The sequence below is a fragment of the Pedobacter sp. genome (assembly GCF_041645105.1).
Lineage (GTDB): Bacteria > Bacteroidota > Bacteroidia > Sphingobacteriales > Sphingobacteriaceae > Pedobacter.
On record NZ_JBAZQQ010000006.1, the window covers coordinates 229,123 to 252,862 of the forward strand.

The 23,740-nt window shown below is 37.7% G+C and carries 15 protein-coding genes; 9 read left to right on the top strand and 6 right to left on the bottom strand.

All coding sequences use genetic code 11. From position 1 onward, the window contains the following. The first annotated feature begins 16 nt into the window (after positions 1-16). The 3 genes from WC623_RS19400 (at position 17) to WC623_RS19410 (ending at position 6,795) form a co-directional block, all read left to right on the top strand. Positions 17-1,012: a PorP/SprF family type IX secretion system membrane protein gene (locus WC623_RS19400; RefSeq protein WP_372854183.1), complete on the top strand. Its 996-nt coding sequence runs from the start codon at positions 17-19 to the stop codon at positions 1,010-1,012. Between the two features lie 34 nt (positions 1,013-1,046). Continuing rightward, positions 1,047-3,056 (top strand): OmpA family protein, encoded by a 2,010-nt coding sequence (locus tag WC623_RS19405; RefSeq protein ID WP_372854185.1) that lies wholly within the window; start codon positions 1,047-1,049, stop codon positions 3,054-3,056. 148 nt (positions 3,057-3,204) lie between these two features. Then, positions 3,205-6,795: a gliding motility-associated C-terminal domain-containing protein gene (locus WC623_RS19410; RefSeq protein ID WP_372854187.1), complete on the top strand. Its 3,591-nt coding sequence runs from the start codon at positions 3,205-3,207 to the stop codon at positions 6,793-6,795. A gap of 31 nt (positions 6,796-6,826) precedes the next feature. On the opposite strand, the gene WC623_RS19415 is transcribed toward WC623_RS19410, so the two are convergent. Continuing rightward, on the bottom strand, positions 6,827-7,837 hold the full coding sequence (locus tag WC623_RS19415; RefSeq protein WP_372854189.1) for a type IX secretion system membrane protein PorP/SprF: 1,011 nt from the start codon (positions 7,835-7,837) through the stop codon (positions 6,827-6,829). 103 nt (positions 7,838-7,940) lie between these two features. Between WC623_RS19415 and WC623_RS19420 the strand changes: the two genes are divergently transcribed. Further along, complete coding sequence (locus WC623_RS19420; protein ID WP_372854191.1) at positions 7,941-8,117, top strand: hypothetical protein; 177 nt, start codon at positions 7,941-7,943, stop codon at positions 8,115-8,117. A 235-nt stretch (positions 8,118-8,352) separates the two neighbouring features. Then, complete coding sequence (locus WC623_RS19425; protein ID WP_372854193.1) at positions 8,353-8,856, top strand: GAF domain-containing protein; 504 nt, start codon at positions 8,353-8,355, stop codon at positions 8,854-8,856. A 26-nt stretch (positions 8,857-8,882) separates the two neighbouring features. On the opposite strand, the gene WC623_RS19430 is transcribed toward WC623_RS19425, so the two are convergent. From WC623_RS19430 to WC623_RS19445, 4 genes are all read right to left on the bottom strand, one after another. Beyond that, a complete protein-coding gene (locus tag WC623_RS19430; protein WP_372854195.1) occupies positions 8,883-9,737 on the bottom strand; it encodes an N-acetylglucosamine kinase in 855 nt (284 codons plus the stop codon). An 18-nt stretch (positions 9,738-9,755) separates the two neighbouring features. Then, the gene (locus WC623_RS19435) at positions 9,756-11,093 is read right to left on the bottom strand and encodes a TolC family protein (protein ID WP_372854197.1); all 1,338 of its coding nucleotides are present in this window, start codon (positions 11,091-11,093) and stop codon (positions 9,756-9,758) included. A gap of 65 nt (positions 11,094-11,158) precedes the next feature. Beyond that, a complete protein-coding gene (locus WC623_RS19440) occupies positions 11,159-14,269 on the bottom strand; it encodes an efflux RND transporter permease subunit (RefSeq protein WP_372854199.1) in 3,111 nt (1,036 codons plus the stop codon). Further along, a complete protein-coding gene (locus tag WC623_RS19445) occupies positions 14,266-15,357 on the bottom strand; it encodes an efflux RND transporter periplasmic adaptor subunit (protein ID WP_372854201.1) in 1,092 nt (363 codons plus the stop codon). Before WC623_RS19445 ends, WC623_RS19440 begins: the two co-directional genes overlap by 4 nt. A gap of 267 nt (positions 15,358-15,624) precedes the next feature. Between WC623_RS19445 and WC623_RS19450 the strand changes: the two genes are divergently transcribed. Beyond that, positions 15,625-17,406, top strand: a complete 1,782-nt coding sequence (locus WC623_RS19450) for a M61 family metallopeptidase (protein ID WP_372854203.1) — start codon at positions 15,625-15,627, stop codon at positions 17,404-17,406. Between the two features lie 163 nt (positions 17,407-17,569). Here the strand turns inward: WC623_RS19450 and WC623_RS19455 are convergent, their stop codons facing one another. Next, complete coding sequence (locus WC623_RS19455; RefSeq protein WP_372854205.1) at positions 17,570-18,046, bottom strand: hypothetical protein; 477 nt, start codon at positions 18,044-18,046, stop codon at positions 17,570-17,572. An 83-nt stretch (positions 18,047-18,129) separates the two neighbouring features. On the opposite strand from WC623_RS19455, the gene WC623_RS19460 reads away from it, so the two are divergent. The 3 genes from WC623_RS19460 to WC623_RS19470 all read left to right on the top strand — a co-directional run bounded on the left by WC623_RS19460 (position 18,130) and on the right by WC623_RS19470 (position 23,740). Continuing rightward, positions 18,130-18,786, top strand: a complete 657-nt coding sequence (locus WC623_RS19460; protein ID WP_372854207.1) for an RNA polymerase sigma factor — start codon at positions 18,130-18,132, stop codon at positions 18,784-18,786. A 92-nt stretch (positions 18,787-18,878) separates the two neighbouring features. Next, positions 18,879-20,030, top strand: coding sequence for a FecR family protein (locus WC623_RS19465; protein WP_372854208.1), 1,152 nt, complete (start codon positions 18,879-18,881; stop codon positions 20,028-20,030). Positions 20,031-20,242: 212 nt separating this feature from the next. Beyond that, positions 20,243-23,740: a SusC/RagA family TonB-linked outer membrane protein gene (locus WC623_RS19470; RefSeq protein WP_372854210.1), complete on the top strand. Its 3,498-nt coding sequence runs from the start codon at positions 20,243-20,245 to the stop codon at positions 23,738-23,740.

Consider the following 23,740-nt stretch of genomic DNA (forward strand, 5'->3'; position numbering starts at 1 on the left):
GAAAAACAAATCTATCATGAAGAAACTAATAAAAACAATAGCCATAGGCGCATTTTTAACACTGGGGACATTTAAGGGGATCGCACAGATTGATCCCCATTTCTCTCAATATTATGCGCATCCACTATGGTTAAACCCGGCATTGACCGGTGTTACAGATGGTGAGTACAGGGTTTCTTTAAATGCTAAGCAGCAATGGGGATCGATCTCCAATTCATTTTTAACAGGTGGAGCCTCATTTGATATGGCCCCAGTTAAAAATCTGGCTTTTGGAGCAATGGTATTGAACCAAAATGCCGGTGATATCAGTTATAACCATTTAAATGCAATGGTTTCTGCAGCTTATAGGATTCACTTTGGAAGTGCAGGTTTAAATATGATCAACTTTGGTGTACAGGCCGGAATACTCAACAAAAGTTTTAATCCATCAAAGATTACACTAGGTAGCCAGTATAATCCAGTTACCGGATACGATCCAAACTTTGGAATCAGTGAGTCATTTGCCTCTTCGAATACACTTGTTCCTGATGTAAATGTGGGTATCATGTATTTTGATGGAAATCCCGATCAGCAAGTAAATGTGTTTGCTGGTGCTATGGCCGGACATATTACAAGACCAATAGATAAATTTTTAGGTAATGATGTTCGCATGCCAATCCGTTATGCTGGTCACGGTGGTGCTCGGATTAAAGCATCTGAAGTGCTTAGTATTACGCCAAATGGCTTGTATATGAAACAGGGGAATGCGCGTGAGATTTCGGCGGGAGCTTATGCCGAGTATATGCTTAATGCAGAAACGGATCTTTTGTTCGGATCAAATTATAGGGTAGATGATTCAGCTATTGCTTTCTTTGGCTTACACCTCAAAAATATGGTGTTCGGATTGAGTTATGATTTCAATACTTCTAATTTAAATCGTGCTACTGGTAGCAGAGGAGGATTGGAACTGTCTGTGTCATTTACCGGTAGAAAAGGAATACTTGGGCCGAACTTCTTTTGTCCACGATTATAGTTGAACTAATATGAAATGTCCCATTAATGATATAATGATGAAAACAAAGATACTTCTGATCCTCTGTGTATTTTTTTCCGCTTCAGTGCAGGCACAATTCGTAGCCAATAACAAAAGAGTAGCGGATGTGTATTTTCAAAATAAGGAATATTTTGCTGCAGCGGAATATTATAAAAAGGCCTTGAATCTTAAAAAGGATAGTACAGGAGCTTTTGTTGTAGTACCTTATGGTTTCGCAAATAAAACCAAAGAAGAAAGTCCTAAAAAGGTTGAGGAACAAGAGTATTTAAACTTCCAGCTCGCAGAATCCCTAAGACTATATAATAACTTTGAAGAGGCCGTGAAGATTTACTTTATAACCAAGGACTATACAAATCCTAAGTACATTCTAAGTAATTTTTGGTATGCAGAATCATTACGTGCCACTCAAAAATATAGCGAGGCGATTGATGAATTTAATAAGTTTCTGAATAAATATAAGGTTAAAGATAATTACAGGGAAAAAGCACTAGAGGAAATTGCTTCTTGTCGGTTTGCATTGCAGGAACTACGTTACCCAAGAATGTATAATTTGGCTAGATTGGATAATAGAATAAACACTCTGGGCTCTAACTATACGCCGAATTTAAAAGCAGGTAATTTGTATTTCACTTCATCAAGGCCTATCTCTGTTGGAAATAAAAAGGAAGTATTGGTTAGTAATGATGTTAAGGTTACCAGAAAAGAAAGCCCATTTATAAATGCTATTTATGTAACCAAAGGAGATCCACTTGGTAAAGATGTTGCAGTTACCAAAACCACAGTAGTTGGGAAGGATAAAGAATCTGCGGCTCCAGCTTTTCATCCAAGTGGTAAGTTTGCATATCTGACGAGCTGGACTACAAATGGTGACAAGAAAATATACCAGTTAAATGCTACTCCAACTGGAGAAAAGGAATGGTCTGAGCCTGTTGAATTGGGAAGCCAGATTAATGTGAAAGGATTTAATGCGATGCAGCCATTTGTAACAAAGGATGGTAATTACCTGATCTTTTCTTCGGATAGGCCAGGTGGATCTGGTAAGTATGACCTATGGTATGCTGCTATTCGTGTGGACGGGTCATTAGGTACCGCAGTGAATATGGGCAATGTAATTAATACTCCTGAAGATGATCAGGCTCCTTACTATAATGGGAATACTAAAAAATTACTTTTTAGTACAAACGGAAGAGTAGGAATGGGTGGATTTGATTTTTTTGAAAGTGATGGCGATTTCGGGACCTGGTCTGAGCCGAGAAATATGGGGTTTCCTTTTAACTCGGCTAAAGATGATCTTTATTTCACTCCATTAAACAAGGATGAGTCTGAAGCTTTAATTAGTTCAGACCGCGAGTCGGCTTGCTGTTTGGAGATCTTCCATCTTAGAACACAGAACCTGGTAATTAAAGGAAGATTATTAGACTGTAATGCTTTAACTCCGCTTAAAGATGCAACGGTAACACTTGCTGATTCGGTACAGCAATTTAAAGTGAAAACAGATGACAATGGTAACTATAGCTTTAAAGTAAACTCAAACAGGTACTTTAAACTAACTGCAGAAAAGGATAAGTACTTTAGTAAAACACTGACCTTTAATTATGGTCAGATGGCACAAAGAGATACTTTATTTAGTCCGGAATTGTGTCTCACTCCTTTCGAAATCGATAAGCCAATTGTACTTAAGGATGTTTTGTATGAGTTTAATAAAGCGGAATTAACACCTGATTCTAAAGAAAAACTAGATCACCTATATGATATCATGGTGGATAACCCAACGATCGAGATAGAATTAAGTTCGCATACTGACAGTAAAGGCACTGACGCTTATAACTTAGATCTTTCGGATAGAAGAGCAAGAGCTTGCGTTGATTATTTAATAGAAAAAGGTATTGCTAGTAATAGAATGACCAGCAAAGGTTATGGCGAAAGCAGACCGATTGCACCAAATGAGCTCGCAGATGGAAAAGATAATCCAGATGGAAGAGCGTTAAACAGAAGAACTGAATTTAAGGTTACCAAAAAATAAGTAGTAGTAATTATCTGCTGAGCCCCGTATAGACTTTTTCTTAAGAGTTTATATGGGGTTTCTGCTTTGTGACTGATTTTACTTGCGTTATTAAAAATATTTATGTTATAATTACATTAAATTGTAAATTGGCATTTCATTTTTAATTATGCGCTACTCTAAATACGCGATTCTCTTGCTCTTACTACTCAGTGCTTTCACTGGTTTTGCTCAAAATATTATTCCAGTAACTAATAATGGTGATGCTGGTCCGGGAACATTGAGACAGGCACTTCTTGATGCTGCAAACAATGGAACAGTAACTAAAGATATCATAACTTTTAATCTTCCTGCTAACGGAGCAGGAAGCAACATCATTCGATTACGGAATCAATTACCAGTTGTAACAACTAATGTAACAATAGACGGTACTACACAAGGCGGACCACCGTTAGGAGTGTCCGGTGCAAAAGTAATTATAGAACCCGAACTTCCTTTATATAGTGGTTTCTCTGGTCTTATTATTGGCTCCAATCCTTATGTAAATGGAAATACTATTAATGTGCAAACAACGGATGTAGAAATTTACGGCTTATATCTTAGGAAGTTTGCAATAGTTAATAGCTTACAACCTTCAAACCAGATTTCAGGGATTATTATTGATTATAGGGTTGACCGGATTCAGATAGGTGCTGCTGGTAAGGGAAACGTTATAGGTGGAAATACAAATGGTATCTTACTTAGAAATAATTCGGGTGGGGCTGAACTCATTAATAAACAGGACCAGATTTCTATTCAGGGGAATTTAATTGGGGTGACCGATGATGGTAATACGCATGAACCCAATGTTTCTGGTATAAATGGTGATATTTCTTTTGCGGCTTTATCAATAGGTGGTGATGCTGTTGGTGATGGTAATGTGATCGCAGCGAATGGGACGGATATTAATTTGACAAGACAGTCCTACACTACTTTACCAATGCTCCTGAATATTTTTAATAATAAAATAGGAACTGATTTTTCCGGAACAAGAAGTTATAAAACACTTCCTCTATTTTCTGGTTCATCTGCTGTACAGATGACAGGGATAAAGGTGAATGCTGGAAATACAACTGTTAATATTAGTAAAAACATTGTTTCTGGTCATATTACCGCAGGTATCATTATTACTAATTCTATATTTTTAATTAATGGAAACCGTATTGGGGTAGGAGCTGCAGGGACAGAAACGTCTATGGGAAATGGAGCAGGAATCAGGCTGGAAGGAAGTGCTAATGGAACAATCGGTGGAACTGCCGATCCGGACCCCAACCTTATAGGGTATAATCGTTTTGGAATTGAAAGTGTCTCCACAGGGACAGTGAAAATTATGCGTAATAGTATGTATTGTAATTCGGAGGTAGGGATTGCCAAAGTAACTTCTGCTCCTCAGGCTTATATACAGGTGTTGAAAATAAATCCTAATTATATTACAGGAAAAGCTAATCCTGGTTCTGAGATAGAGTTGTTTTATACAGATGATTGCCCAGGGTCATGTCAGGGCAAGATTTATTTCGCAACAGTAAGAGCCGGCTCAGACGGTAGATGGCGTTACGATGGCCCGATAGCGGGTCAGGTAACTGGGACTGCAACTATGCCGGGTGCTGGTATAACTTCACAGTTTTCAACGGCCGGACTTTTACCAAATGAAGGAATTAAAATTCCGGTAACCTGTAATGGGCTAGGGAGTGTGACCATTGCTGAAGAGCGAGAAGGAATTACTTTTGAATGGTATAAGTTGGAAGCTGATGGAACAGAAGGTCTTATTGGAAGTACACAATCAAAGGATGGTTTAGATGTAGGTACTTATGAAGTGAGAATTAATGACGGTTGTTATGTATCAAAGCATCGTTTTGATATTACCGATCAGATTATGACTGAACTTGTAGTAACAACTCCAACTCCTCAATGTGGCGAAAATGATTTTACTTTTACGGCATCTGTGTATAGAGGAATGGGGACAATCAAGTATGAGTGGACGAATGCTGCTGGTGCATTAGTAGGGAGGGGTCCCTCAGTTAGACTTCCTGAAGGGACTTATACGGTTACAGCTACAGATGATGCCGGGTGCCCTAAAACTCATACTTTCCCATTTATAGAGCGAAGAAAAAAACCTCGTATTGTGCCACCGTCTTCGCCAAACTGGTCTGCTAGGTGTGGACTGTCTGATGGGCTTATCCGAGGGATTACCGTTGCTGACACAGAAGGTACTGTAACTTATAAATGGTATAATTATAATAATATCACAGGGGTTAAAGGAACCTTAATTCCTGGTGCTACAACTGCTGATCTTGATGATTTAGCAGGTGGATATTATTTACTTGAAGTGACTGACGGAGGTAGTTGTTCACCTGCTGTTCCATATATTGCTTTTGTACGCACTACTGAATCTGTGAAAATAAGGAATGGAACAGCTAGAAATACAACTTGCAATAATAATAATGGTGCAATTATAGATGTCGTTATTGAGGAAGGAAATTCCTGGAGACTGACTACCGCTACTGGGGCTTTTGTAGCAGATGGAGTTTGTAATCCTTATGTTCCTTTCGATATACCTAACCTTGCCTCAGGCAACTATGTGTTAAATGCCAGTAATACAACTACGCTGTGTACGGCAGTTCCTAGACCGTTTACAATTCTTCCTACTGCAATTGTTCAGTATGTTGCTCAGCTAATAAATATTGGAAGAGCATCATGTGGAGATAATAATGGATCAATAAGGCTGAGTTATCCTAATAATATTAAGCCAATACCGGGTAAGTTCCAATGGGAGAATGAAGCAGGGGTGCCTTTTACAGGTACTTCTGAATTGATCAGCGGTTTGCCGGAAGGAAAATATACTTTAAGAATAACGGATCCAAATGGATGTACTTCTCCGTCTATCGGTCCTTTTGAAATAATTAGGATTCCGTTAATTATAGTGAACCAGACAAGTGGTACAGCTACACCGGATGTTTGTGCATTGGAACGTGGAACAATAACAGGGGTTGTAGTAACAGGTGGTTTACCTTCAATCGATCCTTCTGCCACATACACCTATCAATGGAAAAACAGTGCCGGCGATGTAGTGAGTACAAATAAAGATTATACAACTGCAGGTAAGGGTATTTATTATTTAGAAGTGACTGATCAGGCTTCATGTACAGCGGTATTAAGCCAGACTTTTGAAATAGATGCGCCTACCATCAAATTGCCTACACCAAGGGTAGAAAATAGGCGTGTTTGTTACGCGACAGAAATCATGTTGCCTGTTATAGCTCCTGAAGAAGGGGTGTACCAAATGTATGTTTCTGAAAATGATGCATTACCTTTAGATGATGCTTTGCCTTTATTAGAAACAAAAAATGGCATATTTGTTTTTAAGGTAAATAAAACCGGGGATTATTTTATCCGCAGGAAGTTGGGAAGCTGTTATAGTGATTTTACTTCTGTTCATATTGAAGTTACCAATGATAACCTCGAAATTAAAAATACCATGACTCCAAATGGAGACGGTATGAATGACTATTGGTCAATTACAGGTTTACCTGATCAAGCAGACATTAATATAAAGATTTATGCCAGAAGTGGTCAATTGGTGTATGAATCTGTAGGCCACTATAACAAACCATTTGATGGACGTTTCAGAGGTGTTGAACTTCCTGCCGGTGCATATTACTACCGGATCGACTTAAGATCGGACTGCAAGCCTATAGCTGGTAGCATTACATTGTTACGGTAAATAATTTCAACAAGGAAAAATTGTTAAGGTATTAAAACTGACGTGTAGAACATTTTACATCATACCTGTTATTTAACAGGATGCCCAATACAATTTCATGTGTGCCATTGCTTACAGATCTCAACGCTGATGTAGTTACATCATAAGAATAACTGATGTTGACTAATGAGCCAATATTAAATCCAGCAAGTGCAGAAAAGGAATCGTTATTACGTAAACTGCCACCAATCCAGAATTTATCTTGGTAAGCAATTTTAAGGTTCGCATCCATAGTCATTGGTGCACTTAACCAATAGGTAAGTAATGTAGATGGAATAAAGGCAATGTCTTCATCCACAAAAAATTTATAACCCACAGTGCCATAAAATGTAGTAGTCTGGTAAGCTGAAAGGTTGGTGTGCTTGTTTGCAGTCGGGTAACGATAGCCTAGTATTTGCTTTGCTGATGCGCCTAAAAAGAACCTCGGACTGTAAAGCCAAATTCCACCTCCAACGTCCGGTCTTATTCTGTTGTTGTAGTCGGCGCTTAAGAGTGGATCCGCCGCGTTATCTACTGTTACATGGGCTACATCTATACTAGTAGAGGATATTCCGGCAGAAACTCCCACTGATAGGTTCAAATCTAGGCTAAGTCCAAGATGATAAGCATAAGTCGCATTTACATTTGTTTGTCTGATTCTTGCCGCCTTATCTGTAATGGCATAAAAACCAACCCCATGGTGAGGCTCTGCTGAAGTATATGAATTTACATAACTACGGCTTAATGGGTTGTAGCCAGCGCCAGAAAAAGAGTTTACTGAGCCTCTGACAAAGTCTTCGCCAATCGGAGCATGTACAGAAATATACTGAGTAACAGGAGCACCCTCAAGACCTTTCCACTGATTTCTGTGACCAAGTTTTAAGTCAGTATAATTATCAATCCCAGATACAGCAGGATTAATCAGTAAACTGTTAAAAATGTATTGCGTAGACCGCGGCATCTCTTGGCCAAAGCTTAGTGAGCTAATTAAAACTAATAACGAGGCGTTAAAAAATGATTTCATTTTTATCAAATAGCGGTTTAGATATTCAATTATAAGATAAATTTGTGTATAATAAGCAATTAAAATAAAATCTTTAATTAAATAGCAATATATGTACCCTGAAATGCAGATTAAACTCATAGCGGATACTTTACTTCCTGGCTTTATTCCAAAAGATCAGAACGAGAAGGAGCTAACTTTTCACTTTACCATTCCGCCTAATAAAAGCTACAAGGTTTACTATCAGAAAGACAAAAAGAATGAATGGGCTTTTATTAATTATGAACCAGTAGAATACTGAGTAAATTTTGCCTCGCTCATTTCTCGTAAATCCTCAGTTTTATTTTTAATTCCCAGAATCTTAAATTTAATCGACGAAATGTAATTATCTGGTAAAAGTCAGAAATTGAATGAAAAGACCTAGTATTTGCTTATCAGGCAGTTGTTGTGGTTCTTTTAACTAACGACTGAATGAAAATGTAATATAGGTATGGTAATTGTTTATTAGTATACAACTACCTATTGTCATACAGAATTTGGAAAATAGAATAAACAGAGCTATTACAGCCGAAAAGTCAAGGCTTAATCATAAAAGCCGATATAAGGTTTTAGGAACATCCTCATCAAAAATTCTTGATGATTTGACATCATATACTGCTGATGTCTTTAAAATGCAAATCGCTATAGTCAATTTTGTAGACGGAGAAGACCTTTGGCCTAAAAGAGTAAGTCTATTAGAACCATACAGAGAATCAAATGTATGTTCATTAGCAGTGATCAATGATATGGTTGATTTTATTGAAAGTCAGCTCGAAGTACCATCATGGATAACTAACCCTATAATTGCAGCTGAAATGGGTATGAAGTTTTATAGAGCTGTGCCTATCATGATCAATAATGGTATCCAGGTTGGAACGATTTGCATCATAAGTAAAGAAGAGAGGGAATTTCTTCCTAAAGAGCAAGATAAACTCAATTTAATCGCCTCAATTATTGGGCGACAAATGGACAAGAGGATTGTTAAAAAAATTGCTGTCTAAACAGCAATAACATTACAGGGCATCACTTAAACAGTGATGCCCTCTTTACGTAAGATATAATTGTAAATTCCCTCAATAGGTTTTTGGAGAATTTGCCCCACTTTAATATGGTTCTTTGAGCATACCTCTCTAAGGATATCCTGATAATAAAAAGCTATTGAACCAACGAAATGGCAATCCAGGTTCTTATAGTTGCTGTAATCTTTGATATTGGTATCCACAAATTCCTGGAATCCTTCGCGAAGTATATCCACAATAAATGGATGATCCTTATGGTTAATCATAAAACGGCTTATTGAGGCCAGGTAGGTATTTGGAGCAGCTTTCTGATATACATTGGTAATTACTGTCTCTTTGTCTATCTGGAATTCATTGCCAAAAGCTACACTTAACTCCGCTGGCATTTGATGGTATAAGTAAGAGGTAACCAGCTTACGTCCGAACCATGTTCCAGAACCTTCATCTCCTAATACATAGCCTAAGCCATGAGTACCATGATGCAAATCTTTCCCGTCATAATAAGATATATTTGAACCCGTGCCCAGTATACAAGTTAAGCCTTCTTTTTCCCCACAGGTTGCATAAGCTGAACCCATCAGGTCATGTTCTACAGCTACATAAGCATTGGTGAAAAAAGAAGAAATCCCATTGGATATGACTTCTATCTTATCTGGAGAAGAACAACCAGCTCCAAAAAAGTAAACCTCTTTTACAAGACTTGCATACTTTGCAATGTCTTTCTTCTTTGAAAAAAGTTTGAATATATCATGTGCATTAAGAAAATAAGGATTAATGCCTTGTGTACTAAAACTGATTTGTTCATTTGGGCTGTAACCCATCCAATCGGTTTTTGTGGAACCACTGTCTGCTACTAGAATCATTTGCTAAAAATAGTAATCTTATTGAATATTTAAAGTGCCACTGATTTCTTTTAGGTTGATTTCTGTAAGTTTTGCCTGATATTGAGCTTCAAGATAGCGTGTTATTGCATCAATTGAGTTTTTTTGTGCTTCTCTAAGCTCTAAAGGAGAAATGCTGCCTAACCGATATTTCTCTAAGGTTATATCCAAATTTTGTCTGGCGATATCAACATTGCTTTTCTCAATTTTAAGTAAGTCGAGATTTGTACTATAGCTTTGATAGGTAGATAATAATTGTGCATTGATCTCCTGTTTAGTTTTTTCGAAGGTTAATTCCGAGGAACTGATGCCTATTTTTGCATTACGCTCATTCTGACGCTGCAAAAAACCATTAAAGATATTTAAGCTCGCAGTAAGACCGTAGGTGAAACCCTGGGCACGCTGTTGGGTGTTAAAGCCAGTCGGACTTGCACTTTTCTGGAACTCATACCCGCTATTGACTGATACTACCGGATATCGCTGTCCTTTAATCTGTTTTAAATTCAACTCTGCTATTTTCCTATTGATAAAAGCATTTTGTAAATCAGGGTTTAATTGAGCCATTTGTGTACTTAAAGCGGCATAGTCCAAGGCGCCATCAATATTGATCTGATTGTCAACTTTAAAGTCCGTATTTAAATCTCTTGCCATCACCTGATTCAACGCAGTTTTAGCTGTTTTAAGTAAATTGATCTCCTGTAAATAAGCAGAGGTATCTGTATTGTAATCTACCTTAGCCGCAAGAACATCTAGTTTAGAGCCCCTTCCAATAGCTAATTTGTTATTGGCTATGCGTAATCTTAGTTGAGAGATATCTAGCACACTGTCTCTTGCATTTACCAGTTGTTGCTCTTTCAATACTGTATAGTAAGAAGTTATTACATTACTTACTGTAGTCAATATGGTCGCTTTTGCATTAACTTCACCTAGTTTTTGAAGCTCCTTAAGTTTTTCATAATTAGTAAACATCTGTAAACCATCAAATATTGTCCAGCCTAATGAAGCTCCGTAATTCATACTTGTATTTCTTACTCCATCTAGTGTTTGCTGGTTGCCATTGCTTTGGGTCCTGGTAATGTTTTGTTTACTACCTCCATCAGAAAAGCTTCCGTCAACTCTGGGTAACATCCCCGCATTTCCAAGATTCACATTGTTCTTTGCGACTTGAATGTCGTTGTTTACCAGTTTAATATCGTAGTTGTTGTTTAGTGCAATACCAATTGCATCTTCCAGGCTCAGCTTTTGCTGTGCAAAGGCCAGTTGTGTTGTCCATATCAAAACCGTCAGCAGGCATAATACAGTGCCACGTTTCCCTGGCATATAATTAAGCTTTTTCATCGAATTCTATTTTTTTTTCAGTGGAGATGAAGCTATCAGAAGCTACATTGTTGATAGTTTGTAGGTTAGCTTCTAATGGTTTCATGTTCTAATGCTGCTTTTAATGAATCTTGTAAATCTGAGTTAGGTTTGTGCTCTTTTGACCAATATGAATAAATGGCCGGGATGACAAAGAGGGTTAGAATTAATGCAAATGTAGTTCCGCCTACAATAACAATTCCCATACCCATCCTGCTCTTTGCTGCAGCGCCTAATGCTAATGCAATAGGAAGTGCTCCGATGGCAATAGCAAGACTGGTCATCAGGATTGGCCTCAACCTTGATACTGAAGCCTCTCTAATGGCATCATGCACACTCTTACCCTGTTCTTTAAGTTGATTGGCGAATTCAACAATCAGAATGCCGTTCTTGGTTACCAGGCCGATGAGCATAATGGTTCCTATCTGACTAAAAATGTTCCAGCTTTGTCCAAATATCCAAAGGGATAAAAAGGCTCCGGCAACGGCCATTGGCACTGTTAATATTATAATAATGGGATCTATGAAACTTTCAAACTGAGCCGAAAGTATTAAGTAAACCAATAGTAATGCAAGTCCGAATGCGAAAAGTGTATTTGATGAACTTTCTTTAAAATCCCTCGATTCGCCGCCAAGATCGGTAGAGAAAGATTCGTCAAGTATCTTTTCTGAGATTTTGTCCATAGCGGCAATACCTTCTCCAATACTTTTGCCTGGAGCTAACCCAGCCGAAACTGTAGCCGAAATAAAACGATTGTTTCGATATAGTTGTGGCGGACTACTTTCTTCTTTGGCAGTAACCAGGTTGTCTAGCTGTATTAGTTCGTTTTTATTATTGCGTACATACACCGAACTTAGATCTAAGGGGTCTTTACGATCGCCCACCTCAAATTGTCCGATAACCTGGTACTGTTTTCCATTCATAAAGAAATAGGAGAAACGCTGACCACTTAAGCCTAATTGTAATGCCGTACCAATATCCGAAACTGTTACACCAAGATTCTTTGCCTTATCTCTGTCAATAGTGAGGTCAATTTCAGGTTTGTTGAATTTTAAGTTTACATCAGAAGTTGTAAAAGTAGGGTCTTTAGCCACCTCTTCCATAAATATTGGAATTTTCTCTCTTAGCTTTTCAAAGTTCTGTGCCTGGATAATATAATTAACAGGTAAGCCGCCCCGTCGTCCAACTGAAATTGTAGGCTGTTGCGTAACTGTAACTTTTCCTTCAGAATATTTTCTGGTAATTTTAGTCAGCTTAGCAGCGACTTCAGCCTGGGTTTTATCTCTGTCACCCGGTGGAACGAGTCCCATTCTTACAAAGCCACTGTTCGTAGATCCTGCGCCTCCAAAACCCGGAGAAGTAATTGTAATGTTTACTTGCTTTTCAGGAATAGAGTCGTTAACCATCTGTTGAACTTTCATCATGAACCTATCTGTATAAGCAAAGGAAGAACCTTCTGGTGTGGTCAGGTTCATGTTTATGGCGCTACGGTCATCATAGGGAGCTGTCTCTTTTGGTAATATAGTCCAGAATAATGCGATTAATCCCATACAAACAGCTATAATAGGAATGGCTAGCCATTTCCTATCTAAAAAATAATTTAACTTCTCTGCATAACCCTCATTAAGCCTTACAAAATACGGCTCAGTAGCTTCGTAGAACCTGGATTTTTTATGCCCTGTTTTTTTCATCAGGTAAGCATTCAGCATCGGTGTAAGGGTTAGAGAAACAAAAGCGGATATCAATACAGCTGCACCAATTACCACCCCAAACTCCCTAAACAGCCGGCCTACGAAGCCCTGCATAAATATAACTGGTAGAAACACTGCCGCAAGAGTCACAGAAATGGAAATTACCGCAAAAAATATTTCATTTGAACCCTTTATGGCAGCCTCAAATGGAGAGTATCCCTCTTCAACTTTCTTAAAGATATTTTCTGTAACTACAATTCCATCATCCACGACCAGACCTGTGGCCAATACAATTGCCAAAAGCGACAATACATTGATAGAAAACCCGAAGACATACATGATGAAAAAGGTAAATATCAATGATACAGGAATATCAATAAGTGGTCGGATAGCAATGGCCCAATCCCTGAAAAACAAATAAATGATTAAGATTACCAGGATTAACGACAGAATAATCGTTTCTGCAACTTCTGTTACTGAAGCCTTAATGAATTTGGTATTATCTAAAGATATATTCAGTTTAATGTCTTCAGGAACATCCTTTTGTAATTGTATAAAGCGTTTGTCAAACTCTTTAGAAATGTCAAGGTAATTTGCTCCAGGTTGAGGTATCAGTGCAACAGCAACCATCGGTTTTCCCGATTCCCTTAAAACTGTTTCTTCATTTTCGGAGCCAAGTTCTACAAAACCAATATCTCTTAGTTTTACGACATTGTGTGTGTCATTTTTCAGGATAAGGTTATTGAATTCTTCTACATCAGTTAACTTACCTAAGGTTTTTACAATAAGCTCAGTATTTGCACCGGTAATTTTTCCTGACGGTAATTCTACGTTCTCTTTATCTAAAGCAGCAACAATATCCTGCGATGTCAAACCATAAGCTGCAAGCTTGTCTGGAGATATTCGGATACGCATAGCGTATTTCCTTTGCCCTTGAATTTGTACACTACTAACACCTGTAATAGTCTGTAATCTGTCAGCAATAACATTCTCAGCATAATCACTCAGTTGCATTACATTACGTTTATCACTCTGTATGGTCATGGTGATAATAGCATCCGAGTTGGCATCAGCCTTACTTACTACAGGATTCCCGTCAATATCTTTAGGTAATCTTCTGGCTGCTTCTGATACTTTATCACGAACATCATTTGCTGCATCATCAATATTCTTATCCAGATTAAATTCGATGGTGATGTTACTGGTGCCTTGATTACTAGAAGAAGAGATGTTCCTGATACCGTCAATACCATTAATAGATTTTTCCAATGGTTCAGTAATCTGAGATTCAATAATGTCAGAGTTTGCTCCAGGATAAGAAGTTCGTACGTTAATTACCGTAGGATCAATATTTGGATATTCTCTTACCCCTAAAAAGTTATACCCGATTACCCCAAACAGGAGGATCATCAGGTTCATCACAATGGCCAGGACAGGCCTTTTTATGCTGGTGGTTGAAATACTCATGGTTTTGAATTATGATTAACAACCGTAACATTTACAGGAGAGCCATTTCTTAAGGCCATAGCACCAGTAGTTAATACAGTATCACCCACACTTAAGCCGGAGGTAATCAGGATTTGTTCTGCAGTACGCGTACCTGATTCAACTGGTATCTGTTCTGCTTTACCATTTTTGCTGATGAAAACTGTTTTTCCCTTTAAAACAGGAATAATGGCTTCGTTAGGAATTAATAAAGCATTCTTAATCGTATTCAAACCAAGTTTGATCCTAACAAAAGAGCCCGGTAGTAATTCATTATTGGCATTCGGAACCAATGCTTTAATTTGTAGCGTACGCGTCTGGGTATTAATCCCTGGTTCAATGGCGAATACTTTTCCGATAAATGACTTGTTAAATCCATCTGTGTTAAAAGATATTTCAGAGTTAAGTTTTATCTGGCCAATATATTTTTCTGGTACTGAAAAACTAACTTTTAAAGGATTAATACTCGATAAGTTTGCAATAAGCGTAGATGGCGTTAAATATCCTCCCACAGAAACAGAACGTAAACCAATCTTACCACTAAAAGGAGCATAAATAGCAGTTTTAGCAAGTTGTGCCTGTATGAGTTGTGTTTGAGCTTTTAATGATTGCAGGTCTGCCAGTGAGGTGTCGTACTCTTCCTGACTGATGGCGCCTTTTTCTAAAAGTTGTTTAGAGCGGTTTTCATTGGTAGCCGATAGTCTTTGTTTAGTCAAGGCCTCCTGCAGTTGTGCTTGTATATCTCTGTCGTTGATTTTTACCAATAAACTGCCTTTAGTAACATTCGTGCCCTCTTTGAAATTGATACTGGTAATCAGTCCGGATACTTCACTTCTGAGCTCAACAGATTCATTAGCTTCAAGTGTGCCTGTTATATCGAGGTCATTGGTGAAATCAATTTCCTTGACAACTACACCATCAACTTGAAGACCTTTTGTGGAACCAGCCTTGCCCTTACCGCCCATGCTTGCTCCATTTTCTGCAATCTTCTTATTTGCAGTGATTCTGTAATAGATTAAATAACATAGTCCTATACCTATAAGGACATAAATAATGTACTTCACTTTCATTTGTGTGGTTCTTTTTTGCAAACGAGGTTAATCGGTCACATTTGTGTTAGATATTTTTCCTTTCCTTAAATTAAGGATAAAAGAAAACAGTTTTGTTTATGGTAACGTACAAAAATATTTAAAATGACAAGAATAGCTTGTATTAAGTGTGTTACAGGATGTAATTCTTATCAGCATAGGACCTGAGGTCGGATGCCAAAGCTAAACTGCCTTGCTTTAAGGGGCAAATTTTTCTAAGTTTGGCACAGTTTAGCAATTATTATTCATATGAACAAAACATTAATCGCATTAGTAATATTACTCGCAGTAGGTATGACGGCCAAATCACAGGTAAAAATAGGGTTCGAAATTAGTTTTATAGAACCGCAGGCACATTATGCCGAAGTAGAAATGACCATTTCAGGTCTGGTCAAAGATTATGTTGATGTCAAAATGCCGGTTTGGACCCCAGGGTCTTATCTGGTACGCGAATTCTCTAAAAGTGTAGAAGGGTTTGCTGCAACAGCCAACGGTAAAACACTAAAACATGAAAAAGTAAGAAAAAATGCCTGGAGGGTATATACAACCAGAGCCAATACTGTAAAAATTAAGTATAGAGTATATGGATTTGAAGTTTCTGTCCGTACTTCTTTTATTGATGATACACATGCTTTTCTTTCCAGCACAAGTATATTCATGTACCCGGATGGATTGTTGAAAAATCCAAGTACGGTAAAGATTAATCCTTATAAAGGATGGACTAAAGTGTCGACCGGTTTGGAACCTATTGCTGGTCAGAAGTTTACTTATGCTGCAGAGGATTTTGATGTACTATTCGATAGTCCGATTGAAGTAGGTAATCAGGATATATTTTACTTTACTGCATCAGGTGTAAAACATGAAGTTGCTATGTATGGTGGAGGTAATTACGATAAAGAAAAGCTTAAGGTTGACATGGCTAAAATTGTTGAGCAGGGAACAGCAATTTATGGTGAAAACCCAAACAAACATTATACTTTTATCGTTCACAATTTTACAACTGGTGGCGGTGGCCTAGAGCACTTGAATTCTACCGTATTGGGAGCTAGTCGTAATGCTTATAATACTAAGGAAGGTTACATAGGTTTTTTAAATCTGGTTGCTCATGAGTACTATCACCTCTGGAATGTCAAAAGAATGCGTCCAATAGCTTTAGGGCCATTTGATTACGATAATGAAAACTATACGACTAGTTTGTGGGTAGCAGAAGGCTTTACCGCTTATTATGAGAATAAGTTGATGCTACGTGCAGGTTTTATTACTGAGAAGGAATTTGTAGATCAGTTGGTTACTGCAGTAAGCAATGTATCTAATATTCCTGGAGCTCAAGTTCAATCGGTAGCGGAAGCTAGTTATGATGCATGGATTAAGTTGTACAGACCAAATGAAAACTCGAACAACACGACAGTTTCTTATTATGCCAAAGGAGAAGTTGTAGGTATATTGATGGATTTAGCAATTTCGAATGCTACGAAAGGAACAAAAAGTCTTGATGATGTAATGAATGCAATGTATTATCAGAATAAAGCACAAAAAAGAGGCTTTACAGATGCAGAATTTAAGGCTATGGTAGAGAAGATCAGCGGACAGGATTTTACTGATTTCTGGGCCAAATATGTAAATGGTACTACTTTGCCTGAGTATGCTAAGTACTTTGGGTATGCAGGTATAAATGTGAAAAATGAGTTGGAAGGTAAAAGTAGCGCATATTTAGGGGTAACCTCTAAAAAAATAGAAGGAAGAATGTTTGTATCTGCAGTACTTCGTAATTCTGCTGCCTGGGTTGATGGAATAAATGCTAATGATGAACTGATTAGTATAGACGGTGTACCTATTGAAGCTGCAGTTGAAAGAATGCCTGCTATTTCAAGTAAAAAGGTTGGTGATGTTGTCGTGATAAAGGTTGCCAGAGATGGACAGCTTAAAGACATTAAGGTAACGCTTAAAAATTACCATGGTATAAAATTGGTGGGAGAGATTGATGAGCAAGCCAGTGAATTGCAAAAGAAAGTAAGGAAACAGTGGATGTAAAAATAACCGTTCTCCTCATCACGGGAACCTTTTGTCCTGAAGAAGGACAAAATTTTCCTATGCTCTTCAGAGAAGGTAATTTTTAGGGTTAAGCAGGGAGCTGATCACAAAAAAAGGCGGCATTTGTAAAAATGTCGCCTTTTTTTGTAATGTTTAAAGAAGCTTAGAATGTGAAACGCACACCTAAACCTATATCACCACTGTAGAAGTCAGTATCAGGAGTTAGTCTTAAAGTAGGAATCCAGTCTAACGAAAGGTTAATTGGTGCGCCATTAAATTTATAATCTAAACCTAAAACACCATTTAAACCTAAGTAAACATCGCTATCAAACCCTTTAACTTTCATAGTCCCTATGCTACCACCACCACCATAGTACCAGTTTAATCCAGGTGCACCGCTAATTGGGTTGTAAACCTCATAAAGACCAGTCAACTGCATGTACTTTACACCACTAGAGCTTCTAAAGTTACCAATTAACTCAAGCATAGCGCCTTTGTTTAAGCCAGTTTTAAAAGTAACTCCGTTATAGCTTCCAAAACGTCCACCAATTGCGTTTTTGTAATCTTGAGCATTAGCATTAGTAGCATTCATTGTAAAAAGGCCCGCAACAGCAATTAAAGTAAAGAGTAATTTTTTCATAATCATAATGTGTTTATTTAATTTTTCTAATCGAGGAACTCCTAGCAAGTATTGTGCCGGAATGATGACAAAAGTATGGCAATATGGTATCTGGCAAGTTTTATTTAAAAATCGGTAACTTTGACATCGAGGAAAACTTGATGATTGTGGACTATAATAGCTTTTCTGATCAGGAATTAACTTCTTTGTTAAAGGAGCATGATCAACTTGCATTTGCTGAGGTCTATAGAAGATACTGGCACCCACTTTTTCTTCATGCCTATAAGATGCTTAATGATGAAGACCAAGCTAAAGATGTAATTCAGGAACTTTTTATCGCGCTGTGGTCTAAAATCCCTTCAACTGAAATTAAAACAAACTTAAAATCATATTTGTATGTGATGGCAAGAAATAGGGTGATTAATTATATCAGGAAAAATAAAGTCAGTGATGACTTTATAGTTATGCTCGCTGAAGCAATGCCTGAATCAGATGAGAGGCTCATTAAACAAATAGACGATAGAAGTCTGATCGCTTTAATCGAAGAAGAGATTAATCTTTTACCCCCTCGGATGAAACAAGTATTTGAAATGAGTAGAAAGGATTTTCTTAGTAATAAAGAAATTGCAGTCATATTAGGAACAACGGAAGATACGGTCAAAAAACAAATATCGAACTCGATAAAAGCTATTAAAATCAAAATGGATAAGTATGCTGGAGCATCCATTATTCTTATGGAAATCCTACGTCACCGACATTAAACATAAGCAGGTTCTTAAGATTATAAGATTTATTTTATCACCGAGTACCACCTGCATAGGTTGAGAAGTGTCATAATTATAATCAAAGAATAATGATAAATCCAAAACAAAACGCAGAAGAATTGATTGACAGGTACCTGTCAGGGAATTGCACGCTGGAGGAAAGTAATCTGGTAGAAAGGATTTATGAAAAGGCTGCAATAAAAAGATCCATTGATGATAAATCAATTGATTTTAGTCAGATTGGACAGGAAAGTTGGAAGCATATTTATGGTTCAATTCATAAAGAATCATCTGTTAACCATAAGTTATGGCAATGGCTTACTGTTGCTGCTTCTATTATAGTTATGTTCGGGGCAGGTGTTTGGTTTTATAAATCAGAGTATTCTGGGTTAAATACTAATAATAGAGTTATAGCTAAAAACGATGTTCCTGCCGGTAAAAATGCTGCTATACTAAAATTGGCTAATGGAAAAACAATATCTCTAAGTGATGCTAAAACAGGATTGGTTATTGACGCTTCTAAAATAAGCTATAATGATGGTTCCAATATTACAAGTGAACTTAAGGGAGTTAATGCCGGAACAATTTCGACGCCTAAAGGGGGGCAATATCAAGTTAAACTTCCTGACGGTACTAATGTTTGGCTTAATTCTGCAACAAGTCTTAGCTTTTCTTCTATGTCCAATAGTTCATCTGTCAGAAATATCACGCTGCAAGGTGAGGCGTACTTTGAGGTTGCTAAGGCGTACTCTAAAGATGGTTTGGGAAATAAACAAAGAATACCATTCGTCGTAAAAACTGCAGGGCAGGAAGTTCATGTCTTAGGAACACACTTTAATATCAATAGCTATAGGGATAAAGGTACAACATTGACAACTTTAGTTGAAGGCTCAATACAGGTAAATGTGGGGCCGTTCCATAACGGAAATGTTCTAAAGCCGGGAGAGCAATCAATATTAATGAATGATAATAAACTCAAAATCATACTTGCAAATGTTAAAGAAGTTTTGGCCTGGAAAAATGGCTATTTCAGGTTCAATAACAAACGCATAGATCAGGTTATGACAGAATTGAGCAGATGGTATAATATTGAAGTGGAATATGAAGGTGAAATATCTGATGAAAAATTCAACGGAAATATCTCGAAATATAAAAATATCAGTGAGGTATTAACAATGCTGAGTTATTCAAATGCAGTTAGATTTAAAATTGAAGGGAGGAGGGTCACGGTAATGAAGTAAATGCTACCTGAAAATAAAAAAAAACCAGTCCGACGGCAATCGAACTGGCTTTAGTACGGATGAACTAATTCGATAAAAATATCAACTAATCGCTGGATGCCGCGAATCTCGAAAATACAAGGCACGCAGCTAACAACCGACCTTAACAAATGTACAAAATTTGCACCCAAATGCTGTGCTCATGGTATGCGCAGTATAAAATATGGAGAGTTATGAAGTTAACCACTTTGCTCTTATTCTTAGTTATTATGCAGGTCAATGCCGGAACTTACGCACAAAAGATCTCATTGTCTGTTAAAAACGCGGAGTTATTAACCATTTTTGATCAGATTAGTGATCAGACTGGTTATAGTTTTGTAGTTACTAATTCTATGCTAAAGAATGCATCTAAAGTGAGCATTCAGGCAAAAAATGCTGAATTAAAGGATGTGCTGGTCCAGATTTTTAAAAACCAGCCACTGGAATTTAGCATAAATAATAAAACAGTCCTGGTTAGAACAAAAGAACGATCTTTTATAGAGGATATCATTGCCCGATTTCAGGCAGTGGATATCAAAGGCCGGATTTTAGATGAAACAGGAAAACCACTTATTGGCGCTACAGTATTAATAAAAGGAACTAAACGGGTTACATCGACCGCTGAAAATGGCAGTTTTGTACTCGCCGGCACGGATCAGAATGCAATTTTGGTTATTTCTTTCTTGGGTTATCAGACTAAAGAAATAAAAGCTTCAGAAGATCTGGGCGATATTAGTCTGGAAGTTGCTGCAGGTGAATTGCAGGAAGTTACCGTTTCTACCGGTTATCAGACTTTGCCTAAAGAACGCGTAACGGGATCATTTTCTACTGTTTCTGCTAAAAAGTTAGAGCAACAACGATTAAGTAGCATGGGATCTTTGTTGGAAGGTCGTATTGTAGGTTATAATAAGGGGCTTATCCGTGGTACATCTACTATGCAGGGCTTCACAGCTCCTTTGTATGTGATAGATGGCTTTCCTGTAGAAAATACAAATTATGACGCTTCGGGCAATGTAACTGATGGTATTCCAGGATTGAATTTGGAAGACATCGAAAGTATTACTGTTTTGAAAGATGCAGCGGCTGCGTCTATTTATGGCGCAAGAGCTTCTAATGGCGTAATAGTTATTGTCACTAAAAAAGCCAGGAAAGGAAAGCCTCAGATTAATGTTTCCAGTACATTAACTATACAGCCTTATCGTTATTACACTGGAAACTTAACCAATGCAGCAGATATTATAGAGCTTGAAAAAGAATGGGCGGCAAGTAATACCAGTTTAAAGGGTGCTGGGGCAGCTGCTTATGCCAGTAATCTTTTAGAAAATGTAGCCTACCAGAACCAAGGTATTAATGCTATGCTTCGTAATATAGCAGGTACACTTTCAACATCAGATCTGAATGCTATATTGGATAAACTCGCTGGTGCCGGTTTTCAGTATTATAATGATGTAGAAAAATATAGCAAACGCAGTCCCTTCTATCAGCAGTATAATATTAGTGCAGGAAATTCAACAGAGAAGAACTCTTTTTATAGCTCGGTTACTTACCGTAACAATAAATTTGAAGACAAATATAATGGTGATGAATCAGTGGGGCTTAATCTTAATGATAAAGTGCAGCTTAATAAATGGCTGAGTATGGATCTTAGTGCCTTTATATCTTACAAGGAAGAGAAAGGACAATCCTACAATACGCTTTCACCAGGGTATCAGTATTTACCGTACGACCGTCTGATCACTGCAGATGGTAATTATTTCACTTCCGCGGCTACATCACGTTTATCTGCCAATAGCATAAGTCAGATCAATAGTAATGGACTTTATAGCATGGACATTACTCCTTTGCAGGAACAAGCCTGGAATATCAATAAAACTAAAGGGTTCAGCAGTAGAACTTTTATAAAACTGAATGCGAAGATAACAGATTGGCTTTCTTATAGCCCAACATTCCAATACGAACATGCAACAGAAAAGTCTAATTTGCTGTACGATAAAAATTCTTTTTATGTACGTAACAGGGTAAATAGTTTTGCATCTTCAAATGCTTCTGGACCGGCAACATTTAATCTGCCGTATGGTCATATCAATTACGATGAAGATCGGTTGCAAACAGCTTTTAATTTCCGTCAGCAATTCAATGTGGACAAAAGATTTGGTGAAAAGCATAGCATAAATGCAATTGTTGGTACAGAAATCCGTAATTCACAAAGAGACACCCGTTCGCAATACCTTTATAACTACGATCCAATTGTGTTGAGCTATGCATTTATCAACCCAGTACTGCTCTCCAGCTATCCTGGAAACATTTTAAATTCTGCTTCCTTTGAGGAAAGAGATCAATTTGTTCATTATCAGAAAGTCAACCGTTTTATCTCTCTTTATGCAAATGCAGGTTATGGTTATGATGATAAGTATTTGATTACAGGAAGTATTCGTTGGGATCAGTCTAATTTATGGGGTACTAGTTCCAAATATCAGAATACGCCTATCTGGTCTGCTGGTGCAGGATGGAATATCCATAAGGAATTATTTTTCAGAACAGAATGGGTAGATCAATTGAAATTGCGGGTGTCACATGGTATTGGCGGAAACATCTATTCCAACAGAGCTCCCTTTCTTACTGCGTATTATAATCAAAACTACAATGTTGGGGGACTGTCTGGTGGGGTAAACAGCAGGCCAAATCCACTGCTTTCCTGGGAAAAAACCAGTACAACGAATCTGGGGATAGATTTTTCTCTCTTTACTAACCGTGTGAGTGGAACCTTGGATTATTATCGTAGAACCGGAAAAGATCTGTTGGCAAATACGCAGGGCAATCCTACAGAAGGCTTTGGTTACAGTACCTACTCAATTAACAATGGGGAAATGCTAAACAAAGGGATTGAACTTTCTTTGTCGGGAGATGTGATAAGCAGTAAGGAACTAAACTGGAATCTGGCCATACAGTATGCGTTTAATAAAAATAGAGTGACTTATGTAAACATAGAAGCGCCTGTATATTTCCTTCAGTTGGATTATCCCGAAGCTTTCCCCCGCATAGGCAATCCATATAATGCATTATATGCTTATAAATGGGCAGGGCTAAGTGAGACCGGTTTGCCGCAGGTGTATGATGAAAAAGGAGAAAAAGTAAATTACGCACCTGGTACTTTAGAATCAATAGTTTACGCAGGAACTACTGTTCCTAAATTTAGTGGCTCTCTGAATAACGTGCTGGATTATAAGAGTTTTACACTGTCTTTTCTTCTTACTTTCGAAGGAGGGCATAAAATGAGAAACACTTTTTTGCCAATGTTGGGCAATAATTACAACGGCCTTTTTGGTTATGTCAGTACTATCGGGGTGGGGAACAAAGAGATCAATGATCGTTGGAGAGTGCCTGGTGATGAAACCCGAACCAATGTGCCACGTGCGGTCTTTGCTGAAGATCCTGAATTTAACAGTCAAAGCGCAACAATTTATAAGAATGCTGATGTTAATGTGATTGATGCTACAAACCTGCGCCTGCGTAACATTTCATTGGCTTACAGGATGCCATCGAACGTCAGTAACAGATTTGGTATGCAAGGAATACGTTTCCAATTTAATGTGGAGGATGCATTTACACTTGCGAAAAGCCAAAATGCAAAATATTTGCTGAATGGCTATGTAAGGCCGAATTATGTATGGGGTGTATACTTGAATTTCTAG